We start from the raw sequence: 22,278 nt of genomic DNA on the forward strand, positions 1-22,278 counted from the left end.
GCAAGTCCAGCCAGGTCTGTCGGCGGCGCGTGGCCGCCCGGTTGATGGTTCGTCTCACGCTGCAACCTTCACCTGATGCCAGGCGCCGGCGGCGTAGAACAGCTTCGCGGCTTGTGCTTCGTCCATCGATATCTCGTCGGGAATGGCGATCCAGCCCGAGGCCACCAGATGGTTCGGGTTCGCGCTGTTGCGCAGCTCCATGTAGTAATGCTCGATGGCATCGGTCAAGCGCTCGACCTTGTAGATGCCCTCCGGCGAGATCTCGACCGATTTGATGTACTCGGCGCCGCGCTCGTCGCGACACATGGCGCCGATATAGATCGTCCAGCGGTAGGAGAAGTCGAATATCGCGTTGGCGATCGCCAGACTTCGGATCTGCCGGCAGCTCTTCCAGTTCGCCATGATCTGGCTTCCGCTGGGGTCGATGTTCACCACCGCGACGTGGTTGGTTCGCAGCAGCGCCCGGCAACTGCGTTCGGCCCGGGCGAAACCGTTGTTGGATTTGCGTTTCGACTTCATAGCGAGTCCGCCATTTTGCGCAGCGCCTTGCGGTCGGCGGCCGATATCGGCTTCGGCCGGCGCTTGAGGACCGTTTCAGGGTCTATTTTGTTGGAGCGGGGCGGAGGCAGCGGATTGCGCGGCGGACTTTTCAGTTGGTCGATCTGTCCGCCGGCGGCCAGGAACTGGGCGACTCGTTCAGAGATCGCCTCAGCATCTGGCCGGTGTTGCTCCACCAGATTGAGGTGGTTGCTGATCATGCCGCCACCTTGACCAGCCTCACGCCGGCCATGCTGAATTTGGTGCCTTGAGCGGCCACCAGAGCATCAAGCTTTTCCCAATCCACGGTCAGCACCGAAATAGGGGCTTGGCCGTAGCCGCTGGGACGCTGGGCACTACCGATCCGTTGGTGCCTGTCCGGAGCTGCGATTCGAACCGTTGAACATCCACCGCCAGTGCGTGAAGTGCAACCGCAACCTGTCCGGCAACGCGGTCGAGTACCGCATCCGGCTGGTGCAGCGTATCGGTGCCGACAAGGTGGCTTGGATCGAAGGGCCTCATCAGCCCCAGAAGCTCACCGTCGAAGAAATCAAAACCATCAAGGCCGAATATCGAGCCAAGACCCGCGAACTGAAAAAGGGGCAGGCAGCATGAAATTGATCAACGCACGCCAAGCGTGGACAGACGCACAGCATGAGTCGAACGCCTCAATCAGTGCGGCAGCGGCTGACCGGGCAAAATCCGCGACTGTCGTCCGGAAGGAAAAGGCCGCGCTTCGAGAGGTCATCTTTGCCGCCCAGGGCGAGGACAAGGAAGAGCGCATCATGGCTGTGCGCCAGAAGATCCACATCGCCGAGACACGCCGCACGCCTATTGGCCGTTCGACACATCGAGCCGCCCACCTGGTGACCATGGGGAAAGTGCAGAAGGCAATCGAGTCGCTGCCATTTCAGGTGCAGCAGCTAGGGCACTACCTCTACCACCCATGCATGACCGTCGTTCATATGCTCAACGCCGAGAAGCTGGTCTGGAACGATGTGGACTTTTCTGCGCTGACGGATGCCAAGGCATCGAAGGTGCATTGCCTGATCACCTGCGCTCTGCAGTCCTACAAGGCTGAGGCGAACGGCGGTGATGCGTGGGGCCCTGCTCGAGTGTCTGACGCCATGATGAAGCTGTACGGGATCGCTATCCAGCCCAAGCACTGGGATCGCGATTGGCTCGACATCTGGAATTTCCTGCGAACGGCCATTGCGGAAGTGGATATTCAGGCTCAAAAACCTGTGTGGCAGGTTATTCACGCAGAAAATTCAGAGGATGCGGCATAAAGGTGTTGCCATGGTGGGGAATTTGATGTACTTTTCCCACACTGCGCAACTTACCTCCAGCGCACGACTACCTCGAAACCCGGCCGCCGCGCCGGGTTTTTTGTAGGTTTGGAATCTGTGAGAATGACCGTCCGCCCTTTGATCCGGATGTGAAAGATGTACGATTTTGCAGTTGCAGAATTCCAGTTCTCAGAATTGCCAAGCGAGTTTGTTCCGCTGGCCAAGGCTTATGAACCGCAGAAAGAGGTTCCTGGGCCGTTCTGGGCGGTAGTCTTCAACGGGAAAGTTCAGGCCATCTACCTGGATATTAAGGACGCAGTTGCACACTTACTCCAAATCAAAGCAGAGGTTGAAGCTGGGAAAGAGCCTCGCAGGAAGCAAGTTCTGGCTGACGTTGCAACCTTGAGGCGAAAGCTGGAGCAGCGATTGGATTCAATTGCTCAAAACAAATCTTCTAATTCTGGAAAGACGCTTTAAGCTTCTCGCATAAATCATAGAAGTTCACCCATTTATAGCCTCAGCATACGCTGGGGCTTTTTTGTTTTCGGCTCCCCACACCCATTGCTCCGAGCTGGGAGTGCAGTGGGGCCAATTATTCATGGAGCGACGATGGATCCTACTGACCTCGGCCCAGGCACAGCTACCTGGCTGGGCGGTAGTGCCACGGTGATACTCGGCGGGCTGCTGTGGTTGCGGAAATTCCTATCGAAGGATGCCGCTGACCGGGCAATGGACAACGCCGATATCGGCACCGTCCGCCGCCTCAATGAACTGCTAGATTCGGAGCGCACTGCCCGGAAGGAAGCGGAGGCCCGTGCCGATCAGTTCGCGAAAGAGCGCAACGACCTGGCCGCCTCGGTTGGCCGCATGGAAGGGAAAATTGAAGCGCTGACCAGTCAGGTCGCCCAGCTCACGGAGCGAGTGACCCTGCAGAGCGACGAGATCACCCGCCTGCGGAACAAGCTCGGAGGTGCTGTGTGATGGACAGATGCGCGATGGAATTCATTGCTCGCCGCTGGTGGCGCCGGGCAGAAGTTTGGGCGATCGCCATTGTGCTGGTCGCCGGCGGCACGGTGCTGGGTTATCAGGCCTGCTACTGGTCGCTTGCCGAGAAGCAGGCGAAGCAGGTCGAGGAGATACGCAGCGCGTACGCCACCGCCATGAATGAGCGGGATCAGCGCCTGGACGAATTGACCCGGAAGACTGGAACAGCTGCAGAGAAGGCTTCGAAGGCTGCAACCACTGCCACGCAGGCGGCGGACAAGGCGCTAGAAGCGGTGGATAGGGTAAGTCAGTAAGTCGCGACACGTTTCGCGAATCAGCAAATTGTGTCGCGACACCAAAAGGAGAGAGCCATGAAATTCCGCAAGAAGCCTGTTGTGATTGACGCCATTCGGTATGACGGCACCCAAGACAGTAACCGCGAGATCATTGAGTGGGCCAAGGGCAGCTCAACGCCGGCCCTGATGGATACTGTGGTGGGGAGTTGTTCACCTCGGCACCCGGAGGGGTTTGATTATCCAGTGCTGAAGATCAATACGCTTGAAGGCCTGATGGTCGTGAACTCTGGGGATTGGGTTATTCGCGGCGTTGCGGGCGAGTTCTACCCATGCAAGCCAGAGATCTTCGAGGCGACTTACGAGGCAGCCTAATGGCCAACGTCACCCGCCTGCGCCACGCGCTGCCGCTCAGCCAAGATGTCAACAAGGTCCTAACCGAGCTGGATAGAGCGATCGCCAAGGCCATCGACGCTGCCAAGGCTGCCGGTCTGCCTCAGGGCCTGATCGTCGCCGAGCTGCACGGGCACGCCCACGTACAGACCCACAACATGGTGAAGGCATGAATGCAAAGCTCGTTGAGCTCAAGCGTGAGGGCTGGCGCGACGCCGCCAAGACGCTGCGCAAGATCGCTGATGACCTTGATGCAGGTGTTCATCCGGAGTGCACGGTAGGTGCGTTGACCCTCATGGGGCCGAAAGGCGAAGTGACGGTGTTCGGTCTCGGACCAAAGTGCGACGACCTGCAGTGCCTGGGCGCCATGCGACTGGGTGAGCAGAAGCTGATTGATGTGCTGCTAGATGGCGGGGAAGGGTAGGCGCGCCGCAGGGTGAGTGCACCCGACATCCTTCTCGTCGGGTGCAATAGTGGTTCGCTGGCCGCCCCTACTGGCATACTGCCTATCCAATCTGGATGGGGCATGTCATGAAATTCGAACCTGTAGGGCTGAATGATCAGATGATTGTCGAAGAGACAGTCAACGTCTCGTATGCGCTGAAGATTTTTTGCGGTCAATTGTTGGATGGGCTTAAGAAGGCTTTCGAAGTTCCGGGCTTGCAAGCAAAATTCGGGGTCGAATTCTCGTTTGGAGAAGGCCTTGATTCTCAAGTTAAATCTCCACTGGGCAACGCCCGAGGAAGTCTCGATGTACAGATAATCGGCCAAGACATAATCGGCCGATATGTTTTCGAAAAGAACGTAATATCCGATGCTGGTCTGGAAGCATGGATTCCTATCTGGGCCCTTAAAATCAATAAGTACGGTATCGTGCTTTTGGGTGATGAGGGCAGCATTGAAATTGATGCTCAAGCAATCAATCAGCGAGGAACAGCAATTACGGCTGTCGCGAGATCCTTACTATATCGAATTGGCATCACGCCAAAGTTTCAGTAGTCAATAGTATGCAAACTAACCCCGCCAAGTGCGGGGTTTCGTATTTTGGAGGATTGCATGGACAGGCCAACGCCGCCGGCGTCATTCGCAGAGTCGTCTGACCTGTCCAGTTTTGGCACCCGCCTGATCCCTGCGCCCGAGGTGTGGGAGTGGCTGGCGCAACGCCGTGGCGGCTTCGTTCTCGTTCGCGCTTTGTGCCAGTGCGAGACAGTGCTTGATCTTGCGGATCGCGCGCTCGAGTTTCTTTTCGTCGATCTGTTGTGCGGACATAGGGGATCCTCGCCGGCTGGCGTGATTCGTAGAAGTGGGGTATTTGTGTCGGCCCGGAATGGACTGAAGGATGCTTAAAAGCATGAAGCGTAGTGATTTGGTTTTATTTTCTGTTATTGGTATCGGCCTATTCATGGCCGGCGTTGCTTGGCGGCCCGCCTTTGGTGATTTTTTAAAACTGAAGGACTGGTTGGAGTGCGTTAGTTTTCTGGCGACGACCATTGCAGCGATGATCGCCATCTTCACGTTAAGAGATTGGCGGAATCAGTTTCGGCATGCTGAGAGATTTTCGGCATTGAAGTCAGTGAAAGACGCAATCACTGATCTTCATTTGTATCGAGGATATCTTTTGGCAATAGCAGAGATTTTAAAATATCAGCAGGCTAACGATGGAGCAGATGACCCTGATTTGATTTCCAAAGTAGAGAAAAAACGGGTGGAGCTATTGTCGGCGTTATCGGTTTATCAAAAAGCTTGGGACACTGCAGTGGCGTTCATTACCTCTGAGGAGGAGGAAAATTTTCCGGGGCCGCCATATGTTTACCTACAGCTATTTCAGATAAGGCCACTTGAGATTCAAGATGCTCATGAGAGGCTCATGATTAAAGGTCAAGCGAACGAGTTTGAAAAGGTATTCAATGCTTGTAATGAGGAAGCGAAAGAAAAATTCACAAAAACAATGGAAGCAATAAAAAGTATGCTTAGAAGTAAAATTTAGAATCTGGGGTGAAATGGTGACGATTGAAAATATGGTGGTGACGCTTAAGAGAATTCCAGAGATAAAAGCTGTTGTGGATACCGGAACTGATTGGACGGTAGTGTTCGGTTTTGTATTAACTATCGTCGCCGTGATAGCAGGTTCTTGGGTTTCTCTGGCAACTTACAAGAGATCTTTGATCAGTCAAGAAAAGTTGGCGCGAGCGGTCGCGTTAAAGGGTAGTCGTCAAAGCTGGATAAATGAATTGCGCGAAACTTGCGCCGAGCACGTGGCAACTATTGGTCTTTTGCAGACTCATGCCGAAAGTAAAGAAGTACATTCGGTCTTTATCGCGAAGGTTGATGCTCACGATCAATCGGCAGCCGCAAACTTGGTTGCTGCGTGGGCTGAAGAGAATCGCAAATTAATGTTGTCTGCACTTTCTCTATGCGCAAAAATACAACTTTTGTCAAATCCAGATGAGCCGGCATTTCAAGAGCTTATGACCTCAGTGCGGTTTGCTCTATCGAAAGCCAGCAGTGCGAACGGCGGTGCTATAAAAGCTTGTGAGGAAATAGTTTTGTTGACTCAAAGGATTTTAAAAACAGAATGGGAGCGAGCAAAAAAAATGGAGTGAAAATTAATATCGATGTGGATGCTCTATTTCGTCTTCTGACTCTGGCGGATCGTCGGCGAGCGACTTCAAGCCGGCGGCCTGAATAATGCGCGACACCTTTTCAGTAACTACAAAAGGTGTCGTGACACACTTGAGCATCTGAGCTTGGGTCTCGAAGTCGGCGGCGATCAGGTTCATCAGCAGCAGTTGGTAAACTTCCTGCTGGTTGTTGATGCCGTGGGCGGCCATGATCCGCTTGTCGATCTCGCCAAACTACGATGGCCCGACGGCCGCCGGCGGCTTCTACTCAATAATGCCGGTGCAGGGATATCAGAAGGATCTGTCCGACCAGGTGCGAGCCATCCTGAACGACTACGGCGAAAAGCTGGCAGCGCTCGGCACCACCGGCAACTACGAAGTCCTGCCGGTTGAAAAAGGGGGGACCGGATCGGCCACCCTGAATACAGACGTTGTACCGGAGGGGGCGACGAATAAATATTTCACCGGGGCCAGAGTGCTGCAGTCAGTGCTGACCGCATTGAGCACGGCCAGCTCGACAGTGATTGCTACGACCGACACTGTTCTTTCAGCACTCGGGAAGCTTCAGGCGCAAATAACCGGTCGTGCATTGAAGGGCGCGAACGGTGACATCACAGAGCTGAATGGGTTAACGAAAGCTATCACCGTCGCGCAGGGTGGGACCGCTGCAAACAACGCAGCTTCCGCTCGCGCAAATCTTGGAGCGGCTTCGTCGGGAAACAACACCGATATCGTAAATTTGACCGGTCTTGCCTCTGCAAGAGTCGGTGGCTCTAACGCCCCAAATTCCCAGGGCATGTGGCTTATGTGGAATACCGGAATTGTTCCGGGAGCGTCAGGTACTGCTGATTTTATATGTAATCAAGGTGGTGATAATGGGGGGTTTACATGGCGATCTGTCAACTCAACGAACACCGTTGGTGGCCCTGCTATGTACTACACCTACTCAGGAAATCTGAACGTACCGGGCGCGGTTTCACAGGGTTCCGACCGGAGACTGAAAAAGAACGATGTCGAGATCCTTGATGGTCTTGAGCGAATAATGCAGATCCGCCCTGTCGAGTTCGACCGTCGGGACTTCCTCGACTCGGAGGACTATCCGCATCACGAAGTCGGTGTAATCGCTCAGGAGCTCTTTGATGTCACGCCGTTGCTGGTCACTCCAGCGGATTCGGAAAATGAGCAGGACATTTGGCGTGTTAATTACACGGGGCTGATTCCATACCTGGTTTCGGCAATCAAAACCTTGAAGGCTGAAATTGAAGAGCTGAAGTCGAACGCGCAATAGAACGACCGTTATAGTGCCAGACCACTGCGTGTGCTTGTGATCGCTGATCCAACTATTGGGCAGGCCACAGCCGAGCGGTCAGCGCTCGAGACGCTTGAACAGCGGGCTGTGGCGTTGAGTTCTCAATTAGCCGCACTGTAGGTCTAATGCGGCCAAGTGAGATCCAGACTTATGGCGTTTATTTGAAAATATTTCTCGTCTGGCCTATTGCACCAGTTTCTGAGAAGTATTCTCATCTTTTTCAAGTTCAAATACAGCTCTCCGTTCACCCCAGTCTGTTTTAACAGACTGGACTCTCAATAAAGGTGCGCCCTCATAGTAAGCTGCCAGCGCAATAGTTTTGGTTATCTCTAGATCTTTGTTGTTAACTACCAGAGAAACTGTTGATGTTTCATCCGAAAATGTTCTTTTGATGGTCGAAGGAATAAGGTTCTTTTCTATCCTTCCTGACTCGTTATTAAGATGGACGGCAAGTTGAACGCCAGTTTTCTCGCTCTTGTTTGTTGTCTCTATTTCTAGAATTGAGTAATCGGAGTATTTTTTAAGTATTCTGATGCGGTGAATTTCTGGTCCGTACTCAAAGCGTGCAATATTGTTACTGTCAGATAAGTAAATTGTCTGAGGGTTAAACTCTCGATAAAAAGAAAACCCAACAACCGATATGCAAGTTAAAATTGCACAGGCAGCCAATGTTAGGGGATTAATTAATTGCTTTTTGCTTGTTCTTGAATGGATGCGCATGTGTGTGTGCATTATTGCTCTTCTGGCCGGCCGTTCGACCAGAATTAACAGGACGCAAGATAGAGAGATGGATATTGCCCATGCGGAAAAATACCGAACCTCTTGGCTTGGAAAGATGTCTGGGTTGTGCTCTATGAAATAAAGGGTTGGATAGTGGCATAGATACAAAGCGAAGCTGGCTTCACCCAAAAAAACGAGCGGTTGAAACGTTAATATTTTAGAAATGGCTCCGCCACCAAATGAAAATACAATTATCATAACGGCGAAGGCTGGAAACGAACCAGATATCTTTATATACGTAGCTGCATGTGGTCCAAGTACAGCTGGGACCCCAAAACTTCTAGTCATCAGCATTGTGATTGCGACTGTTGTTAATGCAGCAATTTCAAGTATGGTCAATTGCGATGCTGTAAAATTAATATTAGGTGATTTCAGATGTTTGGCTAAGTGGAATGCGCTTATTCCTGCGACGAACTCCAAGAGCCTTGTTGCTGGGAAAAAGTAAAGAAGATTTGTTGGTTGGATTTCCGATGTGCTAGATGTGAGGTGGCAGCTAGCAATCACAGCAATCGTTACTAAAGCTATGGCGGATATGATCAAGTGCCATTGCTTGTGAAATAAAGATATTATTAGTGGGAACATGGCGTAGAAGAAAAACTCTACAGAAATACTCCATGACACACCATTTAATGATGTTTGCCAATCTTGTAATGGTATCCAAGCCTGCAATAAAAAGATGTTTGCAATAAGTTTTGGGATTCCGTCCTTGTAGAGTATCCCCTCGGGATTCCAATATCCAAGCATTGCAATCCATATTAAAGTTGTGACTGCATGTAATGGCCAGACTCTAGCAAATCTTGCAACGAAAAATCGTTGGATTTTTTGGCTTGAATCAAGGCTTTGGTATGCGTAAGACAGAATGAACCCGCTCAATACAAAGAAAAATGATACTGCTTGTGATGCCGGGAAATACTTCGCTATATCGAACATACCGAATGACTGGCTTGCATGGAGTGCAACGATCGCGGCAGCAGCGAAAAATCTTAGAGAAGTGAGCGAGTCCAGCCGTTTCGCCTTGTCCAACGTCCTAATCCTTAGAAAAAAATTTCGCGGATAATATATAGAAATTTACTATTGGTCATTTTTTTTGGAGGCATTATGCCGCTAACCCAGCAACAACTTCTAATGATGCTTCCGAACGCCCGCACTCAAGCGGGCGTTTTTGTTTCCGCACTGAACACCGCTATGCAGCATTACCAGATCGTTGGCTCGAAGCGCGCGGCCGCCTTCATTGCGCAGATCGGACATGAGTCTGGCCAGCTGCTCTACGTCCGTGAGATCTGGGGGCCGACCGCTGCCCAGCGCGGGTATGAGGGGCGTGAAGACCTGGGCAACACTGTGCCTGGTGACGGCCGAAAGTATTGTGGGCGCGGCCTGATCCAAATCACCGGTCGAGCCAACTACGCAAAGTGCGGCGAGGCTCTGGGGCTCGACCTGATCAATCAGCCTGAACTGCTCGAGCTGCCCCAGAACGCCGCGATGTCGGCGGCGTGGTTCTGGAAACAGAAGGGGCTGAACGATTTGGCCGATCGCGATCAGTTCAACACCATCACCCGGCGTATCAACGGCGGGCTGAACGGGCTGGCGGATCGCCTTGCTCTGTGGGAGAAGGCGCGGGAGGTGCTGGCGTGACCGTTCCGTGGCGAATGATTGGCGCGCTGACGCTGGTGCTGACCGGCGCTGGCAGCGCCTGGCAGTTTCAGGACTGGCGCTACGGCAAGCAGTTTGCCGAGCAAGCGCGGCTGCACGCAGAAACCCTCAATCAACTGACTCAGGCCGCGGCGACCGCGCAGCAGGCCGAGCAGGACAAACGTCTCGCGCTCGAGCAGCGGCTGGCGGCCAGTGAACAAACCCACTTCGAGAAAATGACCGATGCTCAAAAGAACCAGGATCGCCTGCGCGATCGCCTTGCCACTTCTGATCTGCGGCTGTCAGTCCTCCTCGACGCAAGCGACCCTGCCAAAGGCTGTGGGGTGCCAGCCTCCACCGGCGCCGGCGGCGTGGATCATGCAGCCGTACGAGCCCGACTTGACCCGGCGCATGCTCAACGAATTATCGCCATCACCGACACCGGCGACCGGGGGCTGATTGCGCTGCAGGCTTGCCAGGCCTATATCCGGACGCTGACGACGATGCATCTCGAATAGAGCGCGCTCAGTCCAGCGCTGTTGGGGCAGGTGATTTTTGAAATACGCTTTTGCCCTGTAAGGCCAAGACCTCCGCGTTCAGTTCGCTGATGTGCCTATTCTTCGACATCAGTTCCCAGTTGCTCCGAGTTTCGATGTCGCTGGCGCGACTGTTCGCCTCCGCGGCTTCAGCCTTGGCTGCGCTCAGTTGCGACCGAAGGTAGTCGCACTCCTTGCTGATCTCGGCGTGCATCTCGACGAGCTTGAATATCCGTTCCCTGGCTTGGCGAAGTTGTAGGTTCAGTTCCTCAAACTCATTTTCGTAGAGGGCGAGCTGATGGCGGCAGGTTTCGAGCGGCGTCGGGCAGCCGAGCCAGTCGTCAGTGTTTTCGATATCGGAGGGATCCACGGCGGCGCCTTGCTTTGTACTGTTTGGATATACAGTAATCGAGGCGCAAAGGTGAGCGAGAGTGAGGCGACGAGTTGCGCGTCAGTCGTCCACTTGAACTAAAAACTGACCTATGAGTCAGGTTGATTGTAGGTATCCACTCATCGAGGGCAACTCATGCGCAATTACACGATCCAATACCTGTTCAACGGCGAGCCTCGTACACAAGAGATTGAGCTGAACCAATCTGAGCTCGCAGTCCAAGATGCCGCTATGCATCTGCTCGAGCTACATTTTGGAGATGGCGAGAATAGCTTGATCATGCCGACAGCCGATTCGACTGCTGGAGAGATCCTAGAGCAGGCCAGCCTGGTTGGAATTACTAAAATCGAAGTGCAGGCTGGCGGGGAGATTTAACGGCGCGGGTTGCTGCCGCCTTATTCGGATTTTTCGGGCGGCGGCTTTCTGCCGATAACGGTCATTCTGGCGCCATCAAAACCGCCAGGGTCATTTTGATGAACTCCTCGTTCTTGTCGATCGTCCAAAGTGCGCCGCGGATGTTCTCAGCGACATCTGCCGATCCACGCTGCTCGACCCAGTTGGACAGCTCCATGATGGCGGCTTCGAGGGCGAGCTGGTTTTCGTTGATCTTGAAGAGCAGGGAAGGGAGCAAATCGGAATTGGGCATTTTGGTTTCCTCCGTAGACGAAACCAGCGCAGCAGGGGGAATTGTTCTTTCGGCAGAACGCCGTGGAGATGGTGCGCAAAACCTCCCCTGGAGGCAGCGTGTTTCCGTTTGCATAATCACAAAAAAACGGATGTTTTGCTATGGCTAAAAAAGGCTATTGTTCATATAAAACAACAGTTTATGTCGCTACAGTCCCCAGCATGGGGTGCTAGGGGTCGAGTGTTCGAATCACTCCGTCCCGACCATATATTTCAATGACTTAGGCCAATGTTGATGACATTGGCCTTTTTCATGCGCGTGAGTTTTGCGGGACGACTATGCTGTGCGCAGCCAAAAAGCCACACGTCAGTGCAGAACCCTACGGCTCTCACCAATCCTGATCCGGTCCAGGGCCCGGTTTAATGCATCCAGTGCATCCAGAAGTGCCTTTGCTTCTGCCTCTCGGCCATCGCCCCATAAACGTTCCGCCATTTTGTTCAGGGCCTGGATCGAGCGTTCGATGTCAGCGGCGGTCGCGGGTGCCTGGGTTTGCGCTTCTTTGCTGGGCATACTTTCATTCATCTGCAGGGGATTGGCGATGCCCAGCATGATCGACGTTCGTTGTCGGTCAATCCAGTGGTTACTGCTTTGGCTTGCGCTGAATATCTTCCGAGTCGCTGGAAGTTGCCGCGTCTTTCTCGGTTTCATTCGATTCTGCGCCCGAGTTCGAACCTGAGGCTTCTTCACCTTTCTTGTTGGCTTTTTCTTCGTTTGATTCAGATGTGTTGCTGGATTGGTTGACGCCTGGGATGGCCGTGGGCGGTGCGGCCGATCCTGCTTTCTCGGTTGCCAGTGTCAAGGCAGAGCCAGCCAGCATCAGGCTAGCAAGCATCAGGGTTGCAATCTTGTTGTCCATTTTTCTGGCCTTGGGTGAGGGGTGTACCGCATTGGAGGCACCAGGCGCACCAAGGTGCTGCTCATTGGACGAACGGCTGGCTTCGCGCGCATGCGGCAATTTGCTGGCCCCCAGGTCTGAGCTTCCCCGGCAAACTCGCCTTTTTTCAAAAGGTTAGGTTGGCTATATGCGGACGATTGTCATAACCGTTGCAACGCTTTCCCTGGCTGCCTTTGCTTCGGCCATTGAAGCGAAGGAGTTGAGCAAGAGTCACCGGTTTGCCTGTACCTGGGGCTCGGATATCGCTGCCGGGGCGCAACAGTCGAAGCTCTCGGGGATCTCGTTGTATGGCGCGCGCAAGCAGTTGCAGGTGCGCAAGTTCCAGCAACCGTGGATGCGCATGACGGCGATGGGCATTACCGAGCAGACCTACAACAGCACTTCGAAGCTCAAGCCGGCGGCAGTCAAGCAGACCTATTACGAACAATGCGTGCGGCATGAGCTGGCCCAGCGATAAACCCAAAAGCCCAACCTGAAACGGTTGGGCTTTTTCATGCCTGACGAAACGTCAGCGTCACTTGTCAGTCTCGCAATTGACCATCCACGACACGCCAAACCGATCGACCAGCATGCCGAACCGGGCGGCCCAGAATGTGGATTCCAGCGGCATGTCGACGCGACCGTCTTTGGCCAGCGCATCAAACACCCGCTCGGCTTCGGCGATGCTGTCGACGTTGAGGGAGATCGAGCAACCACTCATGCCGCCGGTTGGCCGGTCGGGCGTGGTGTCGGAGGCCATGATCATCTGGTCGCCGACTTTCAGGCAGGTATGGATGACCAGGTTGTGGTGCTCTTTCGGTACATGTGCGGCGGCGGGTGTTTCGCCGAAAGTCATCATCGCTTCGAGTTTGCCCTGTAGGGCTTGTTCGTAAAAAGTGAAGGCTTCGCGGCAGTTGCCGTTGAAGATCAGATAGGGATTGATTCGCATGGTTGCGCTCCTGGCAGTCGGCGCGGAGAGAGGCGATTTTCGCCAGGTTCCGCGACAGGCGGTTAAAAACATAGCAGAGCATTGGACGTCGCAACGGCTGGAGTTTTTCCAGATGTTTTTCTTCTGAAAACAGCTCGCTTCAGCACGGATAAACCCTGCGGAGTACCATGACACCCTGTACGACCTGTCGAGCTTGATCTGCCATGCCTTTGATTTCCCGCTTCAACGCCCTGTTCGATCAGGCCCGGCGCGCCTTGCTATTGGTTTGGGCGACATCACGCGGGTTGTTTCTGGGGCTGGTGCTGGCGACCCTGATTGCCGGTGTGCTGCCGGCGCTGGCCGCGTGGCTGGGGCAGCGTATTGTCGATGCGGTGGTGACCGCGATGCAGTTGCACGCGCAGCAGGGCGATGCCCCGCTGTGGCCGGTGTTGCGTTATGTCCTGTTGGAAGCGGGGGTATTGGCGTTATTGTCCGGCACGCAACGGGCATTGTCGGTCCAGCAGTCGCTGCTGCGGGTGCAGTTGGGGCAGAAGGTCAACACGCTGATTCTGGAAAAGGCCCAGACCCTGTCGCTGGTGCAGTTCGAGAACTCCGAGTTCTACGACAAGCTGGTGCGCGTACGCCGCGAAGCCTCGACTCGACCGCTGGCGTTGGTGATGAAGTCGCTGGGGCTGATCCAGAATCTCATCATGCTGATCAGCTTTGGTGTGCTGCTGGTGCACTTTTCGCCGTGGGCACTGCTGTTGCTGGTGATCGGCGCGTTGCCGGTGTTCTTTGCCGAGGCACATTTTTCCGGCGATGCTTTCCGCTTGTTTACCCGCCGGGCCCCGGAAAGTCGGCAGCAAAATTACATCGAAACCTTGCTGTCCCACGAGGCCTATATCAAAGAGGTCAAGTTGTTCGGCTTTGCGCCGTTGCTGCTGCAGCGTTATCGGGACACGTTCGCCAAGCTCTATGCCGAGGATCGGCGCCTGACCTTGCGTCGCGATGGCTGGGGTTTTGGTCTCGGCTTGCTCGGCACCGGAGCGTTCTACCTGGCTTATGCGTGGGTGGTGATCGATGCCGTGCACGGCAATATCAGTCTCGGCCAAATGACCATGTACCTGGTGTTGTTCAAGCAGGGGCAGAGTGCGGTCAGCAGCAGCCTGAGTGCGATCAGCGGTTTGTACGAAGACGGTTTGTACCTGTCGAACCTTTACGAATACCTGGCTGAACCGGTGCTGGCCGATTCCGGTCATCTCACCGTCGGCGCGCACCCGGGTGATGGCCTGCGCTTTGAAAACGTTGGTTTTCGTTATCCGGGCGCCAATCGCGCGGCACTGGAAGGCATCGACCTGCACCTGGTGCCGGGCAGGAGCGTGGCGCTGGTGGGAGAGAACGGTTCAGGCAAGACCACCCTGATCAAACTGCTGACCCGCCTGTATCGGCCGGATCAAGGGCGCATCCTGCTTGATGGCAGTGACTTGCAGGATTGGGAAGAGACCACTTTGCGCCGGCGCATCGGCGTGATTTTCCAGGACTACATCCGCTATCAGTTCACTGTGGGTGAAAATATCGGCGTTGGCGATACCCTGGCGTTCAATGAAGAATCTCGCTGGAAGGCTGCGGCTACCGAAGGCATGGCTGCGCCGTTCATTGAAGGGCTCGACCGCGGCTACGCCACACAGTTGGGCCGCTGGTTTGCTGGCGGTCAGGAGTTGTCCGGTGGGCAATGGCAGAAGATTGCCTTGTCCCGGGCCTACATGCGCCGCGATGCCGATATCCTGATTCTCGACGAGCCGACCTCGGCCCTGGATCCGGCAGCGGAAGCGGCAGTGTTCGAGCATTTCAGCCAGCACACCGAAGGGCGCATGACCCTGCTGATTTCCCATCGTTTTTCCAGTGTGCGCAACGCCGATCAGATCATTGTGCTGGAGGCCGGACGGATACTGGAGCAGGGCGGTCACGACAGCCTGATTGCCGGCAATGGACGCTACGCCAGGCTGTTCGATCTGCAGGCTCGCGGCTATCGCTAGGAATCCTGTGCGTTGCGGGCCACTGCCGGTCCGGCCACGCGCGGCGCGGGTCTGGACTGCATCAGCGCATCGATCGCCTTGCGATAATTCTGTCCGCCCAGCGCCATGCTGTTGTTGTGGGTTGCGCCTGGCACCAGCAGCAGTCGTTTCGGTTGTCGGGCGGCGTTGAACAGTTGTTCGCTGAAGCGTGGCGGCACAAACGCGTCGGCCATGCCGTGCACCACCAACAGCGGCATGTGAATCTCGGCGATCTTGTCGATGGAGTCGAATTTCTGCGACAGCAGCCAGCGCACCGGCAGCGAGGTATTGGCCACGGCGGCGGCCACGTCGGCGAGCGAGGTGAAGGTCGACTCGATCACCAGCCCCTTGACCGGTAGCGGTGTATGGTCCCGCGCGGCGTCCTGGCCGAGCTCTGCCGCCAGATCAATGGCCACGGCACCGCCTAGCGAGTGACCGTAAATCAGGCGTTTATTCGGGTCTGGCTGCAGCAGTTTGAAACGTTCCCACGCCACACGGGCATCTTCGTACACGCTGCTTTCCGAAGGCAGATCGCCCTTGCTCTGACCGAAACCGCGGTAGTCGATGGCCAGTACCGAGTAGCCGGCCGCGCGCAATTGTTCGATGCGGAACAACTGCCCGGTGAGGTTCCAGCGCACGCCATGCAGATAGAGAATGGCCGGTGCATTGGCTTTTTCCGCCGGCCACCACCAGGCATGAATATTCTGCCCGGCCTTGAAACTCCTGGGCTGCAGGTCGAGCTCCTGTACGCTGCCCGGCAAGCCGTGATACCAGCCGGCCGTGCCCGGTTCGATGCGAAACAGCAGTTTGCGCTCGGTGTGTTCGAGCACCGCACAACTCGTCGGCACGCCAATGATCAGCGCAGCCATGCAGGCGAACGCCAGACGGCGACGACGCAAACGGGTCATGAAGGACAGGAACATTAAACGGTTCACCACAGCGCAGAGAAAGAAGGCTTTTTACCAGAAGGCTCGGTCTGCGCGTGAGTTTTTCGACCACCGTCTACTCGCAACGATTACAAAATGCTGCAGCTCAATCCACCCGCAGAACGATTTTGCCGATGTGGTCGCCACCTTCCATGCGCGCATGCGCCTGGGCCGCATCGTTCAGCGAATAAACCTTGTCGATGATCGGCAAGCAGCGTCCGGCGGTCAGCGCCGGCCACACGTGTTCGCGCAGTTGCTCGGCAATGTCGGCCTTTTCCTCTGCGGTACGCGCTCGCAGCAATGAGCCAGTGATCACCGCACGCTTGGCCATGATCCCCAGCAGGTCGATGTCGTTGGCCTTGCCACCACCAAGAAAGCCCAGCATCACCAGCCGGCCATCCATCGCCAGCGCGCTGACATTTGCGTTGAGGTACGAGGCGCCCATGATGTCGAGAATCGCGTTCACCCCTTGGCCTGCAGTTTTTTCGGCGATGACCGTGGCGAAATCCTGTTCGCGATAATTGATCGGCTGCCCACCCAGTTTGCTGATTGCCGCGCATTTATCGGCACTGCCGGCGGTGGCGAAGGCTTCGATGCCGAATTCACGGCACAGCATTAGTGCGGTGGTACCGATGCCGCTGGTGCCACCGTGGATCAGCACGCGCTGACCACGTTGGGCGTTGCCGAGACCGAACAGGTTGGCCCACACGGTAAAGAACGTTTCGGGGATCGCGGCGGCCTGCACCCAGTCCAGACCTTCGGGGATCGGCAAGGTTTGCCCGGCCGGCACCGTGCAGTATTCAGCGTAACCGCCGCCGTTGGTCAGCGCGCAAACCTTGTCCCCCACGGCAAACTGACTGACACCGGCACCCAGCGTCACCACTTCGCCGGCCACTTCCAGACCGGGAATCGGATTCATGCCCGGCTTCATCGGGTACTTGCCTGCCCGTTGCAGGGCGTCGGGGCGATTGATCCCGGCGGCATGCACGCGAATCAGCACTTCACCGGCTGCGGCGACGGGCAGGGGCACACGCTTGGCTTGCAAGACTTCGGGGCCACCAGGTTGAGTGATTTCGATCCGGGTCATTTCGTTGGGCAAAGTCATGTCGATTCCTGTTGCTTGAGGTTCTGAAGATGGGAGCACAGCCCGCAGGCAATGATTCCCTTCAATTTTCACAGACGCGTGGTTCAGTCGCTGAGGGCAGCCATTTCAGGGCATGCTCCAACAAGATCGCCACGGCAATCGCCCCCGCGGCGATCACGAAGAGCATTGCGTGATGACCGCCCGTGGCATTGAACAGCGCCGAATAGGCGAATCCGGCCAGCGCCTGAAACGTGGCAAACGAAACGGTGGCGCGGCTCCAGGCGATTTGCTGGCGATGGTGATCAGGCACCAGTTCATGCACGCGAGCCAGGGCCAGCGGGACGATGCCGGGCGGGAATGAACCGATGATCACTGCCAGTACGGCCAACGCCATGAAGGAGTGGGAAACCGCCAGCAGTCCCAGCGCAATCGCTTGTACCAGCAATACCAGCCGAATCCCCATCTGCGCGCCAAGCCGATCCGCGAGAAAGCCGTAACTTATCGGGCCGACGATTGCCCCCAGGCCATACATCACCCAAACCAGTGCACCAATCTGCGCCCCGGCACCGAGCCCACGAGCGACGTAATCCACCAGAAAAACCATGGCCGGCACCAGACCTGCGGCCATGAATGCGTATTGGCCGAACAGCAAATAGACGGCGGAGGGGGTTGGTTCAACCGTCGCGCCTGCGTGAGTGGCGGTCGGGTGCGGGAGATCAGCAGGCCAGCCAAACCAGCTTATTGCGGTCAGCAACAGCGACAATCCGCCCAGACCCAACCAGGTGGCGTGCAGGCCCATATTCAACAAGGGCGGGACGAGGGTGCCGGAGGCTGCGATCCCCAGGCCGATACCGAGAAAAATCGCACCACTGGCCAGCCCTCTGCGGGATGCCGGCACATGGGGCAGTACAGTCGCCGCCACCAGCACCATAATTGCACCGCCGGTAATCCCCGACAGCAACCGCCAGCCAAAGAACCAGCTCACCGACAATGGAAATGCACAGGCAAAAAACGCCGCGGTGACCAGCAGCATCATCAGTCGCAGGGCGTTTTTATTGCCCAGTTGCCGCGCTAGCGGCCGGCCGAGCAGGGCGCCGATCAAATAGCCGACCAGATTGGCTGCGCCGAGGTACACCACGTCGTTGGCAGAAAACCACTGCGCCTGAATCAGCGAGGGAATAAGCGGTGTATAGGCAAAACGCGCCAGACCAATGCCGACCAGGCTGGCGCATAGCCCCGAGAAAATCGGTAACGCGGAGGTCGATGTACGCATGACAGCAATCCTGAGGGAGGTCTATGGCGCTCAGGATATCGGCTATCTTTGCTGCGGTAATGCAGCGATTTGGCTTTATAGTGATGCAAATTCGCATCGGGTGGGACAACATGAACTGGGATGATGCGCGGGTATTTCTCGCGGTATGCAGGGAGTCGACCTTACGCGGCGCAGCGCGGGTTCTGGGGGTGGATCAGGCGACCGTCGGGCGACGGATCACGGCGCTGGAAAAATCCCTGAGCGCGACCTTGTTCCTGCGCACGTCCGACGGCTACGCACTGACCGCAGTCGGCGAAGCCGCGCTCAAAAGCGTGGAAAAAATGGAGCAGTCGGCGCTGGCGCTTGAGCGGCAGATTCAGGGCCTGGATGATCGTCTGACCGGCACCGTACGCGTCAGCACCACCGATTCACTGGCCATCGACTTCCTGATCCCGGCCATTAGCCGCCTGCATGCGCAGCACCCGGACGTGCGCGTGCAACTGGACGCTTCCACGCAGATCCTTAGCCTGGCCAAGCGCGAGGCGGACATCGCTGTGCGTAATACCCGGCCTGACAATCCCGATCTGATCGCGCGGCGGATTGCGCGCTGGCCCGTGGGATTGTTCGCATCACAGACGTATATCGACGCCCATGGCATCCCGCCGCAGGGTACGGCGTTCGAAGGCCATGACCTGGTGGTCTACCAACCGTATTTGCAGACGCACAAGGACATGACACTGGTGTGCGAGCCGCTGCATCGCGGGCGTATCGTCGCCAGCCTGAGCTCCAGTCTGTTGGTCCGCCGCTCGATTGCGGCTGGTCTGGGCGTAGGAGAGATTCCGGTCTACATGGGCGAGCGCGATGGCCTGGTCAGGCTCTGGCCGGAACGCAATCGCCCGCAACCGTATGAGGTCTGGCTGGTGACCCACGCGGATTTACGTCACACCGCACGTGTCAGGGCGGTGATTGAGCAGATTGTCGAGGCGTTTGCACTGGAGAATGAGTAACGGCTCAAAGCGCTTTGGACAAGCTACATAGACTGACGAAACGCCCTACATTCAAAGCAGAACCAGCCGGCTTGTGGGCTTGGAGCGTCAGCCCTACTGTTGATGCAACTTGCAGCGCCAGGAAATCAGTGTGAGTGATGCGCCAGAACAGGTATCGGTAACCCAAGGAAGGGATCGGATTGAAAACCAGGGAATTCGAGCAATATCAAAGCACTGACACATTGAACAGGGGTCGTAACACACAAGCCATGAACGCTATCAGCCGTGAAGAATTCAACGCGAGGATCGAGACCATCGAGGCAAGAATGGATGCTCGGGTAGAGCGAGTGCACGCAGATATTCGAGAGTTCCTTTGCTCCCAGGCAGAGCGAGACAAGGCGAATGAGCGCATTCAGGTCGAACGGGATAAACGCTACGACTCGATGATTCAAGGCATTGCCATCGAATCCAGAGAGGCGCTCAAAAAGGCGGGTACCGTGAATGCCAACGTCTGGATGGCAACGGCTGTGCATTTGTTTGGTGTGGTCAGCATTGTCGTGGGTGGCTATTTCGCCAGTCAGGCCAACCTGTATGCAGCGATACAAACAACCTTGGCGGCGGTTCAGGCGGGCAAAGATGTCGGTGCTGCCAAGTCTGCCACGTCTGCCGAGTTGCCATCATCGGTGTTGCCAAAATAAAAAAACGGCCTTCAATCGAAGGCCGTTTTTGTTGCCATTGGAAACCCCTGCCTCATGGCATTTGTGGCAGCTCTTGGGGACGCAAGTCAAACACCAGTACTTCGGCATCCACGCCATTGCTCAGGGTCAACGCCTGTTCCTCACGAACCCGCACGCCGTCACCTTCCTGCAGCGACTGGCCGTTGAGTTCAACGCTGCCACGCGCCACATGCACGTAGGCGTAACGGTTGGCGGGCAGTTCCAGCGTCGCGCTTTCCTTGCCATCGAACAACCCGGCGTAAACCCGCGCATCCTGGCGCACTGTCAGCGAACCATCGCTGCCGTCCGGCGAGATGATCAGTTGCAGGCGACCGCGTTTTTTCTGCGCGCTGAAGTGCTCCTGCTGGTAGCGCGGCTTGGCACCGGCCACTTCCGGCACGATCCAGATCTGCAGAAAGTGCACTGGCCGGGTGGCCGAATGGTTGAATTCGCTGTGGGCCACGCCACTGCCGGCGCTCATCAGTTGCACGTCACCGGGGCGAATCACCGAGCCGGTGCCCAAGGTGTCCTTATGCTCCAGCGCACCTTCAAGCACGTAGGAAAAGATCTCCATGTCGCGGTGCGGGTGCTGGCCGAAACCCTTGCCGGCCGCCACGCGGTCATCGTTGATCACCAGCAGGTCGGAAAAACCCTGTTCGCGCGGATCCCGGTAGCTGGCGAAGGAAAAGGTGTGGAAGGACTTCAGCCAGCCATGATTGGCGAGGCCGCGGTCGGAAGCTTTGCGAAGGGTCAGCATGATGAATTCTCCTTGCAGGACGTTGATTCGTCCGAGTGAGGAGAAGGTTACTGTTAATCGGCTGAGGCAATAAGTAGATCGAAATTGAAATACTGTCCTGCTCAGGTTGACAGTTTTGTGGAGTCGATCACGCATTCTTTTCGCCGGATGTCATGCACTTGGCCATAATGCGGGTCTGTTCCTTCCCTTGATTTCAGTGATGTTCACCCATGAAAACCGTGGCAATGGTGCTGTTCCCCGACTTTCTCCTGCTCGACATGGCCGGCCCCATGGAGGTGTTTTCGGTCGCCAATCGCTACTTGAAACCTGAAGATCATTACCAACTGATCACCTTGGGCACCGAGCACGGGATGCTGCGGGCGTCCAATGGTGTGCAGGTGCAGACCGACCGCCATATTGACGACCCGGCCCAGGCCTTCGACTTGCTGCTGGTGCCGGGTGGACCGGGTGCCTATAACGAAAAACATCCGGCGTTGCTTGCCTGGTTGCAACGCTCGGTGGGGCAGTCCGGTTGCTACGGTTCGATCTGCACCGGGGCGTTTGTGCTCGGGCATGCCGGTCTGCTCGACGGTTATCGCGTGACCACTCACTGGAACTACACCGAACGTCTGATCAAGGCGTTCCCCAAGGCGCAGGTGGAAACCGACCAGATTTACACCGAAGACCGCAATCTGATTACCTCGGGAGGCGTGACCGCCGGCATCGATCTGGCATTGGCCGTGGTCGCCCGGGATCACGGGAAAAAGCTCGCTCAGGACGTGGCCAAGGTGCTGCTGGTGGTGATGAAACGTCAGGGCGGGCAAGCACAGTTCAGTCCGTTGATGGCCGCAGTGGCGCCACAGGAAACCGCGATCACCCGGGTGCAGAACCATGTGCTGGAGCATCTCGACGAAGCCTTTACCGTCGAGCGCATGGCGGGGCTGGCAAACATGAGTACCCGGCATTTTGCGCGGCTGTTTGCGCGGGATGTGAACATGACGCCGATGGAGTTTTTGCAAAACGCCCGGATCGATTGCGCGCGTAATCTGCTGGAAACCACTGAGCTGCCGTTGAAGACCGTGGCCTACAAAAGTGGTTTCGGCAGTGTGCGCCATATGCGTTTTCTGTTTGCGGAAAAGCTCGGCCTGACCCCGGCGCAATACCGCGAACAGTTCAGCTAGAGCGGTTGTGTCCGTCCGGTGCATCCGGATGTCCGTGTTGCGCCCTGTATGGAGGTTGTACCGTCACCTGCGCCTGCCAAGATAAACGGTAACG

At 56.2% G+C, this 22,278-nt stretch carries 32 protein-coding genes and 2 pseudogenes; 20 read left to right on the top strand and 14 right to left on the bottom strand.

Annotated elements, in window-relative coordinates; genetic code table 11:
• Positions 1–54: 54 nt before the first annotated feature.
• Positions 55–519 carry a hypothetical protein gene (locus AB1J88_RS03145; protein ID WP_430290166.1) on the bottom strand — a complete coding sequence of 155 codons (465 nt, stop codon included), beginning with the start codon at positions 517–519 and terminating at the stop codon, positions 55–57.
• Positions 516–758, bottom strand: a complete 243-nt coding sequence (locus AB1J88_RS03150) for a hypothetical protein (RefSeq protein ID WP_430290167.1) — start codon at positions 756–758, stop codon at positions 516–518. The genes AB1J88_RS03145 and AB1J88_RS03150 overlap by 4 nt, the downstream gene beginning before the upstream one ends.
• A 115-nt stretch (positions 759–873) precedes the next feature.
• On the opposite strand from AB1J88_RS03150, the pseudogene AB1J88_RS03155 reads away from it, so the two are divergent.
• The 9 genes and pseudogenes from AB1J88_RS03155 to AB1J88_RS03195 form a co-directional block, all read left to right on the top strand.
• Positions 874–1,152: pseudogene (locus tag AB1J88_RS03155) on the top strand (recombination protein NinG); the annotation flags it as partial.
• Complete coding sequence (locus AB1J88_RS03160; protein WP_430290168.1) at positions 1,149–1,826, top strand: hypothetical protein; 678 nt, start codon at positions 1,149–1,151, stop codon at positions 1,824–1,826. The pseudogene AB1J88_RS03155 and the gene AB1J88_RS03160, both read left to right, overlap by 4 nt.
• Positions 1,827–1,982: 156 nt before the next feature.
• On the top strand, positions 1,983–2,303 hold the full coding sequence (locus AB1J88_RS03165) for a hypothetical protein (protein ID WP_430290169.1): 321 nt from the start codon (positions 1,983–1,985) through the stop codon (positions 2,301–2,303).
• 132 nt (positions 2,304–2,435) lie between these two features.
• On the top strand, positions 2,436–2,807 hold the full coding sequence (locus tag AB1J88_RS03170; protein WP_121183968.1) for a chemotaxis protein: 372 nt from the start codon (positions 2,436–2,438) through the stop codon (positions 2,805–2,807).
• Entirely contained in the window at positions 2,807–3,124 is a 318-nt protein-coding gene (locus AB1J88_RS03175) for a hypothetical protein (protein WP_121183970.1), read from the top strand. Before AB1J88_RS03170 ends, AB1J88_RS03175 begins: the two co-directional genes overlap by 1 nt.
• Before the next feature lie 57 nt (positions 3,125–3,181).
• Positions 3,182–3,478 carry a hypothetical protein gene (locus AB1J88_RS03180; protein WP_430290170.1) on the top strand — a complete coding sequence of 99 codons (297 nt, stop codon included), beginning with the start codon at positions 3,182–3,184 and terminating at the stop codon, positions 3,476–3,478.
• On the top strand, positions 3,478–3,669 hold the full coding sequence (locus AB1J88_RS03185) for a hypothetical protein (protein WP_430290171.1): 192 nt from the start codon (positions 3,478–3,480) through the stop codon (positions 3,667–3,669). The genes AB1J88_RS03180 and AB1J88_RS03185 overlap by 1 nt, the downstream gene beginning before the upstream one ends.
• Positions 3,666–3,920, top strand: a complete 255-nt coding sequence (locus AB1J88_RS03190; RefSeq protein WP_430290172.1) for a hypothetical protein — start codon at positions 3,666–3,668, stop codon at positions 3,918–3,920. The genes AB1J88_RS03185 and AB1J88_RS03190 overlap by 4 nt, the downstream gene beginning before the upstream one ends.
• Positions 3,921–4,027: 107 nt before the next feature.
• Positions 4,028–4,495, top strand: a complete 468-nt coding sequence (locus AB1J88_RS03195; RefSeq protein ID WP_430290173.1) for a hypothetical protein — start codon at positions 4,028–4,030, stop codon at positions 4,493–4,495.
• Between the two features lie 153 nt (positions 4,496–4,648).
• On the opposite strand, the pseudogene AB1J88_RS03200 reads toward AB1J88_RS03195, so the two are convergent.
• Positions 4,649–4,765: pseudogene (locus AB1J88_RS03200) on the bottom strand (DUF2786 domain-containing protein); the annotation flags it as partial.
• Positions 4,766–4,847: 82 nt separating this feature from the next.
• On the opposite strand from AB1J88_RS03200, the gene AB1J88_RS03205 reads away from it, so the two are divergent.
• On the top strand, positions 4,848–5,483 hold the full coding sequence (locus AB1J88_RS03205) for a hypothetical protein (protein ID WP_430290174.1): 636 nt from the start codon (positions 4,848–4,850) through the stop codon (positions 5,481–5,483).
• Between the two features lie 16 nt (positions 5,484–5,499).
• Positions 5,500–6,099: a hypothetical protein gene (locus AB1J88_RS03210; protein ID WP_430290175.1), complete on the top strand. Its 600-nt coding sequence runs from the start codon at positions 5,500–5,502 to the stop codon at positions 6,097–6,099.
• Positions 6,100–6,102: 3 nt separating this feature from the next.
• Here the strand turns inward: AB1J88_RS03210 and AB1J88_RS03215 are convergent, their stop codons facing one another.
• A complete protein-coding gene (locus tag AB1J88_RS03215; RefSeq protein WP_430290176.1) occupies positions 6,103–6,327 on the bottom strand; it encodes a hypothetical protein in 225 nt (74 codons plus the stop codon).
• On the opposite strand from AB1J88_RS03215, the gene AB1J88_RS03220 reads away from it, so the two are divergent.
• Positions 6,326–7,405, top strand: a complete 1,080-nt coding sequence (locus AB1J88_RS03220) for a tail fiber domain-containing protein (protein WP_430290177.1) — start codon at positions 6,326–6,328, stop codon at positions 7,403–7,405. The genes AB1J88_RS03215 and AB1J88_RS03220 overlap by 2 nt on opposite strands.
• Positions 7,406–7,609: 204 nt before the next feature.
• On the opposite strand, the gene AB1J88_RS03225 is transcribed toward AB1J88_RS03220, so the two are convergent.
• Entirely contained in the window at positions 7,610–9,229 is a 1,620-nt protein-coding gene (locus tag AB1J88_RS03225; protein ID WP_430290178.1) for an acyltransferase family protein, read from the bottom strand.
• Positions 9,230–9,304: 75 nt separating this feature from the next.
• Here AB1J88_RS03225 and AB1J88_RS03230 point away from each other — a divergent pair, with 75 nt between their 5' ends.
• Together AB1J88_RS03230 and AB1J88_RS03235 are read left to right on the top strand one after the other, a co-directional pair.
• A complete protein-coding gene (locus AB1J88_RS03230) occupies positions 9,305–9,838 on the top strand; it encodes a glycoside hydrolase family 19 protein (protein WP_430290179.1) in 534 nt (177 codons plus the stop codon).
• A complete protein-coding gene (locus tag AB1J88_RS03235; RefSeq protein WP_430290181.1) occupies positions 9,835–10,353 on the top strand; it encodes a lysis system i-spanin subunit Rz in 519 nt (172 codons plus the stop codon). The genes AB1J88_RS03230 and AB1J88_RS03235 overlap by 4 nt, the downstream gene beginning before the upstream one ends.
• A gap of 7 nt (positions 10,354–10,360) precedes the next feature.
• On the opposite strand, the gene AB1J88_RS03240 is transcribed toward AB1J88_RS03235, so the two are convergent.
• Positions 10,361–10,741: a hypothetical protein gene (locus AB1J88_RS03240; protein WP_430290182.1), complete on the bottom strand. Its 381-nt coding sequence runs from the start codon at positions 10,739–10,741 to the stop codon at positions 10,361–10,363.
• A 156-nt stretch (positions 10,742–10,897) separates the two neighbouring features.
• Here AB1J88_RS03240 and AB1J88_RS03245 point away from each other — a divergent pair, with 156 nt between their 5' ends.
• Positions 10,898–11,137 (top strand): hypothetical protein, encoded by a 240-nt coding sequence (locus AB1J88_RS03245; RefSeq protein WP_262949140.1) that lies wholly within the window; start codon positions 10,898–10,900, stop codon positions 11,135–11,137.
• Between the two features lie 61 nt (positions 11,138–11,198).
• On the opposite strand, the gene AB1J88_RS03250 is transcribed toward AB1J88_RS03245, so the two are convergent.
• The 3 genes from AB1J88_RS03250 to AB1J88_RS03260 form a co-directional block, all read right to left on the bottom strand.
• On the bottom strand, positions 11,199–11,408 hold the full coding sequence (locus tag AB1J88_RS03250; RefSeq protein ID WP_430290184.1) for a hypothetical protein: 210 nt from the start codon (positions 11,406–11,408) through the stop codon (positions 11,199–11,201).
• Between the two features lie 345 nt (positions 11,409–11,753).
• The gene (locus tag AB1J88_RS03255) at positions 11,754–11,957 is read right to left on the bottom strand and encodes a hypothetical protein (RefSeq protein WP_041066334.1); all 204 of its coding nucleotides are present in this window, start codon (positions 11,955–11,957) and stop codon (positions 11,754–11,756) included.
• A gap of 70 nt (positions 11,958–12,027) precedes the next feature.
• A complete protein-coding gene (locus AB1J88_RS03260; protein ID WP_041066175.1) occupies positions 12,028–12,303 on the bottom strand; it encodes a hypothetical protein in 276 nt (91 codons plus the stop codon).
• 166 nt (positions 12,304–12,469) lie between these two features.
• Here AB1J88_RS03260 and AB1J88_RS03265 point away from each other — a divergent pair, with 166 nt between their 5' ends.
• Positions 12,470–12,799, top strand: a complete 330-nt coding sequence (locus tag AB1J88_RS03265) for a hypothetical protein (protein ID WP_041066178.1) — start codon at positions 12,470–12,472, stop codon at positions 12,797–12,799.
• Positions 12,800–12,856: 57 nt separating this feature from the next.
• Here AB1J88_RS03265 and AB1J88_RS03270 read toward each other — a convergent pair whose 3' ends face one another.
• Positions 12,857–13,270 (bottom strand): VOC family protein, encoded by a 414-nt coding sequence (locus AB1J88_RS03270; protein ID WP_430290185.1) that lies wholly within the window; start codon positions 13,268–13,270, stop codon positions 12,857–12,859.
• 203 nt (positions 13,271–13,473) lie between these two features.
• Here AB1J88_RS03270 and AB1J88_RS03275 point away from each other — a divergent pair, with 203 nt between their 5' ends.
• Positions 13,474–15,285, top strand: coding sequence for an ABC transporter ATP-binding protein (locus tag AB1J88_RS03275; protein WP_430290186.1), 1,812 nt, complete (start codon positions 13,474–13,476; stop codon positions 15,283–15,285).
• Here AB1J88_RS03275 and AB1J88_RS03280 read toward each other — a convergent pair.
• From AB1J88_RS03280 to AB1J88_RS03290, 3 genes are all read right to left on the bottom strand, one after another.
• The gene (locus tag AB1J88_RS03280; protein ID WP_430290187.1) at positions 15,282–16,226 is read right to left on the bottom strand and encodes an alpha/beta hydrolase; all 945 of its coding nucleotides are present in this window, start codon (positions 16,224–16,226) and stop codon (positions 15,282–15,284) included. The genes AB1J88_RS03275 and AB1J88_RS03280 overlap by 4 nt on opposite strands.
• 109 nt (positions 16,227–16,335) lie before the next feature.
• Positions 16,336–17,334, bottom strand: a complete 999-nt coding sequence (locus tag AB1J88_RS03285) for an NAD(P)H-quinone oxidoreductase (protein WP_430290188.1) — start codon at positions 17,332–17,334, stop codon at positions 16,336–16,338.
• A 61-nt stretch (positions 17,335–17,395) separates the two neighbouring features.
• Positions 17,396–18,586, bottom strand: coding sequence for a YbfB/YjiJ family MFS transporter (locus tag AB1J88_RS03290; RefSeq protein ID WP_430290189.1), 1,191 nt, complete (start codon positions 18,584–18,586; stop codon positions 17,396–17,398).
• Between the two features lie 110 nt (positions 18,587–18,696).
• Here AB1J88_RS03290 and AB1J88_RS03295 point away from each other — a divergent pair, with 110 nt between their 5' ends.
• Both AB1J88_RS03295 and AB1J88_RS03300 read left to right on the top strand, forming a co-directional pair.
• Positions 18,697–19,572 carry a LysR family transcriptional regulator gene (locus AB1J88_RS03295; RefSeq protein WP_198758496.1) on the top strand — a complete coding sequence of 292 codons (876 nt, stop codon included), beginning with the start codon at positions 18,697–18,699 and terminating at the stop codon, positions 19,570–19,572.
• Positions 19,573–19,751: 179 nt separating this feature from the next.
• Complete coding sequence (locus AB1J88_RS03300) at positions 19,752–20,249, top strand: hypothetical protein (protein ID WP_430290191.1); 498 nt, start codon at positions 19,752–19,754, stop codon at positions 20,247–20,249.
• A 52-nt stretch (positions 20,250–20,301) separates the two neighbouring features.
• Here the strand turns inward: AB1J88_RS03300 and AB1J88_RS03305 are convergent, their stop codons facing one another.
• Positions 20,302–21,024 carry a pirin family protein gene (locus tag AB1J88_RS03305; RefSeq protein WP_086793162.1) on the bottom strand — a complete coding sequence of 241 codons (723 nt, stop codon included), beginning with the start codon at positions 21,022–21,024 and terminating at the stop codon, positions 20,302–20,304.
• Positions 21,025–21,233: 209 nt separating this feature from the next.
• Here AB1J88_RS03305 and AB1J88_RS03310 point away from each other — a divergent pair, with 209 nt between their 5' ends.
• Positions 21,234–22,184 (top strand): GlxA family transcriptional regulator, encoded by a 951-nt coding sequence (locus AB1J88_RS03310; protein WP_047293323.1) that lies wholly within the window; start codon positions 21,234–21,236, stop codon positions 22,182–22,184.
• Positions 22,185–22,278 lie beyond the last annotated feature (94 nt).

This window comes from Pseudomonas sp. S8, from assembly GCF_050473925.1.
Classification (GTDB): domain Bacteria; phylum Pseudomonadota; class Gammaproteobacteria; order Pseudomonadales; family Pseudomonadaceae; genus Aquipseudomonas; species Aquipseudomonas parakoreensis.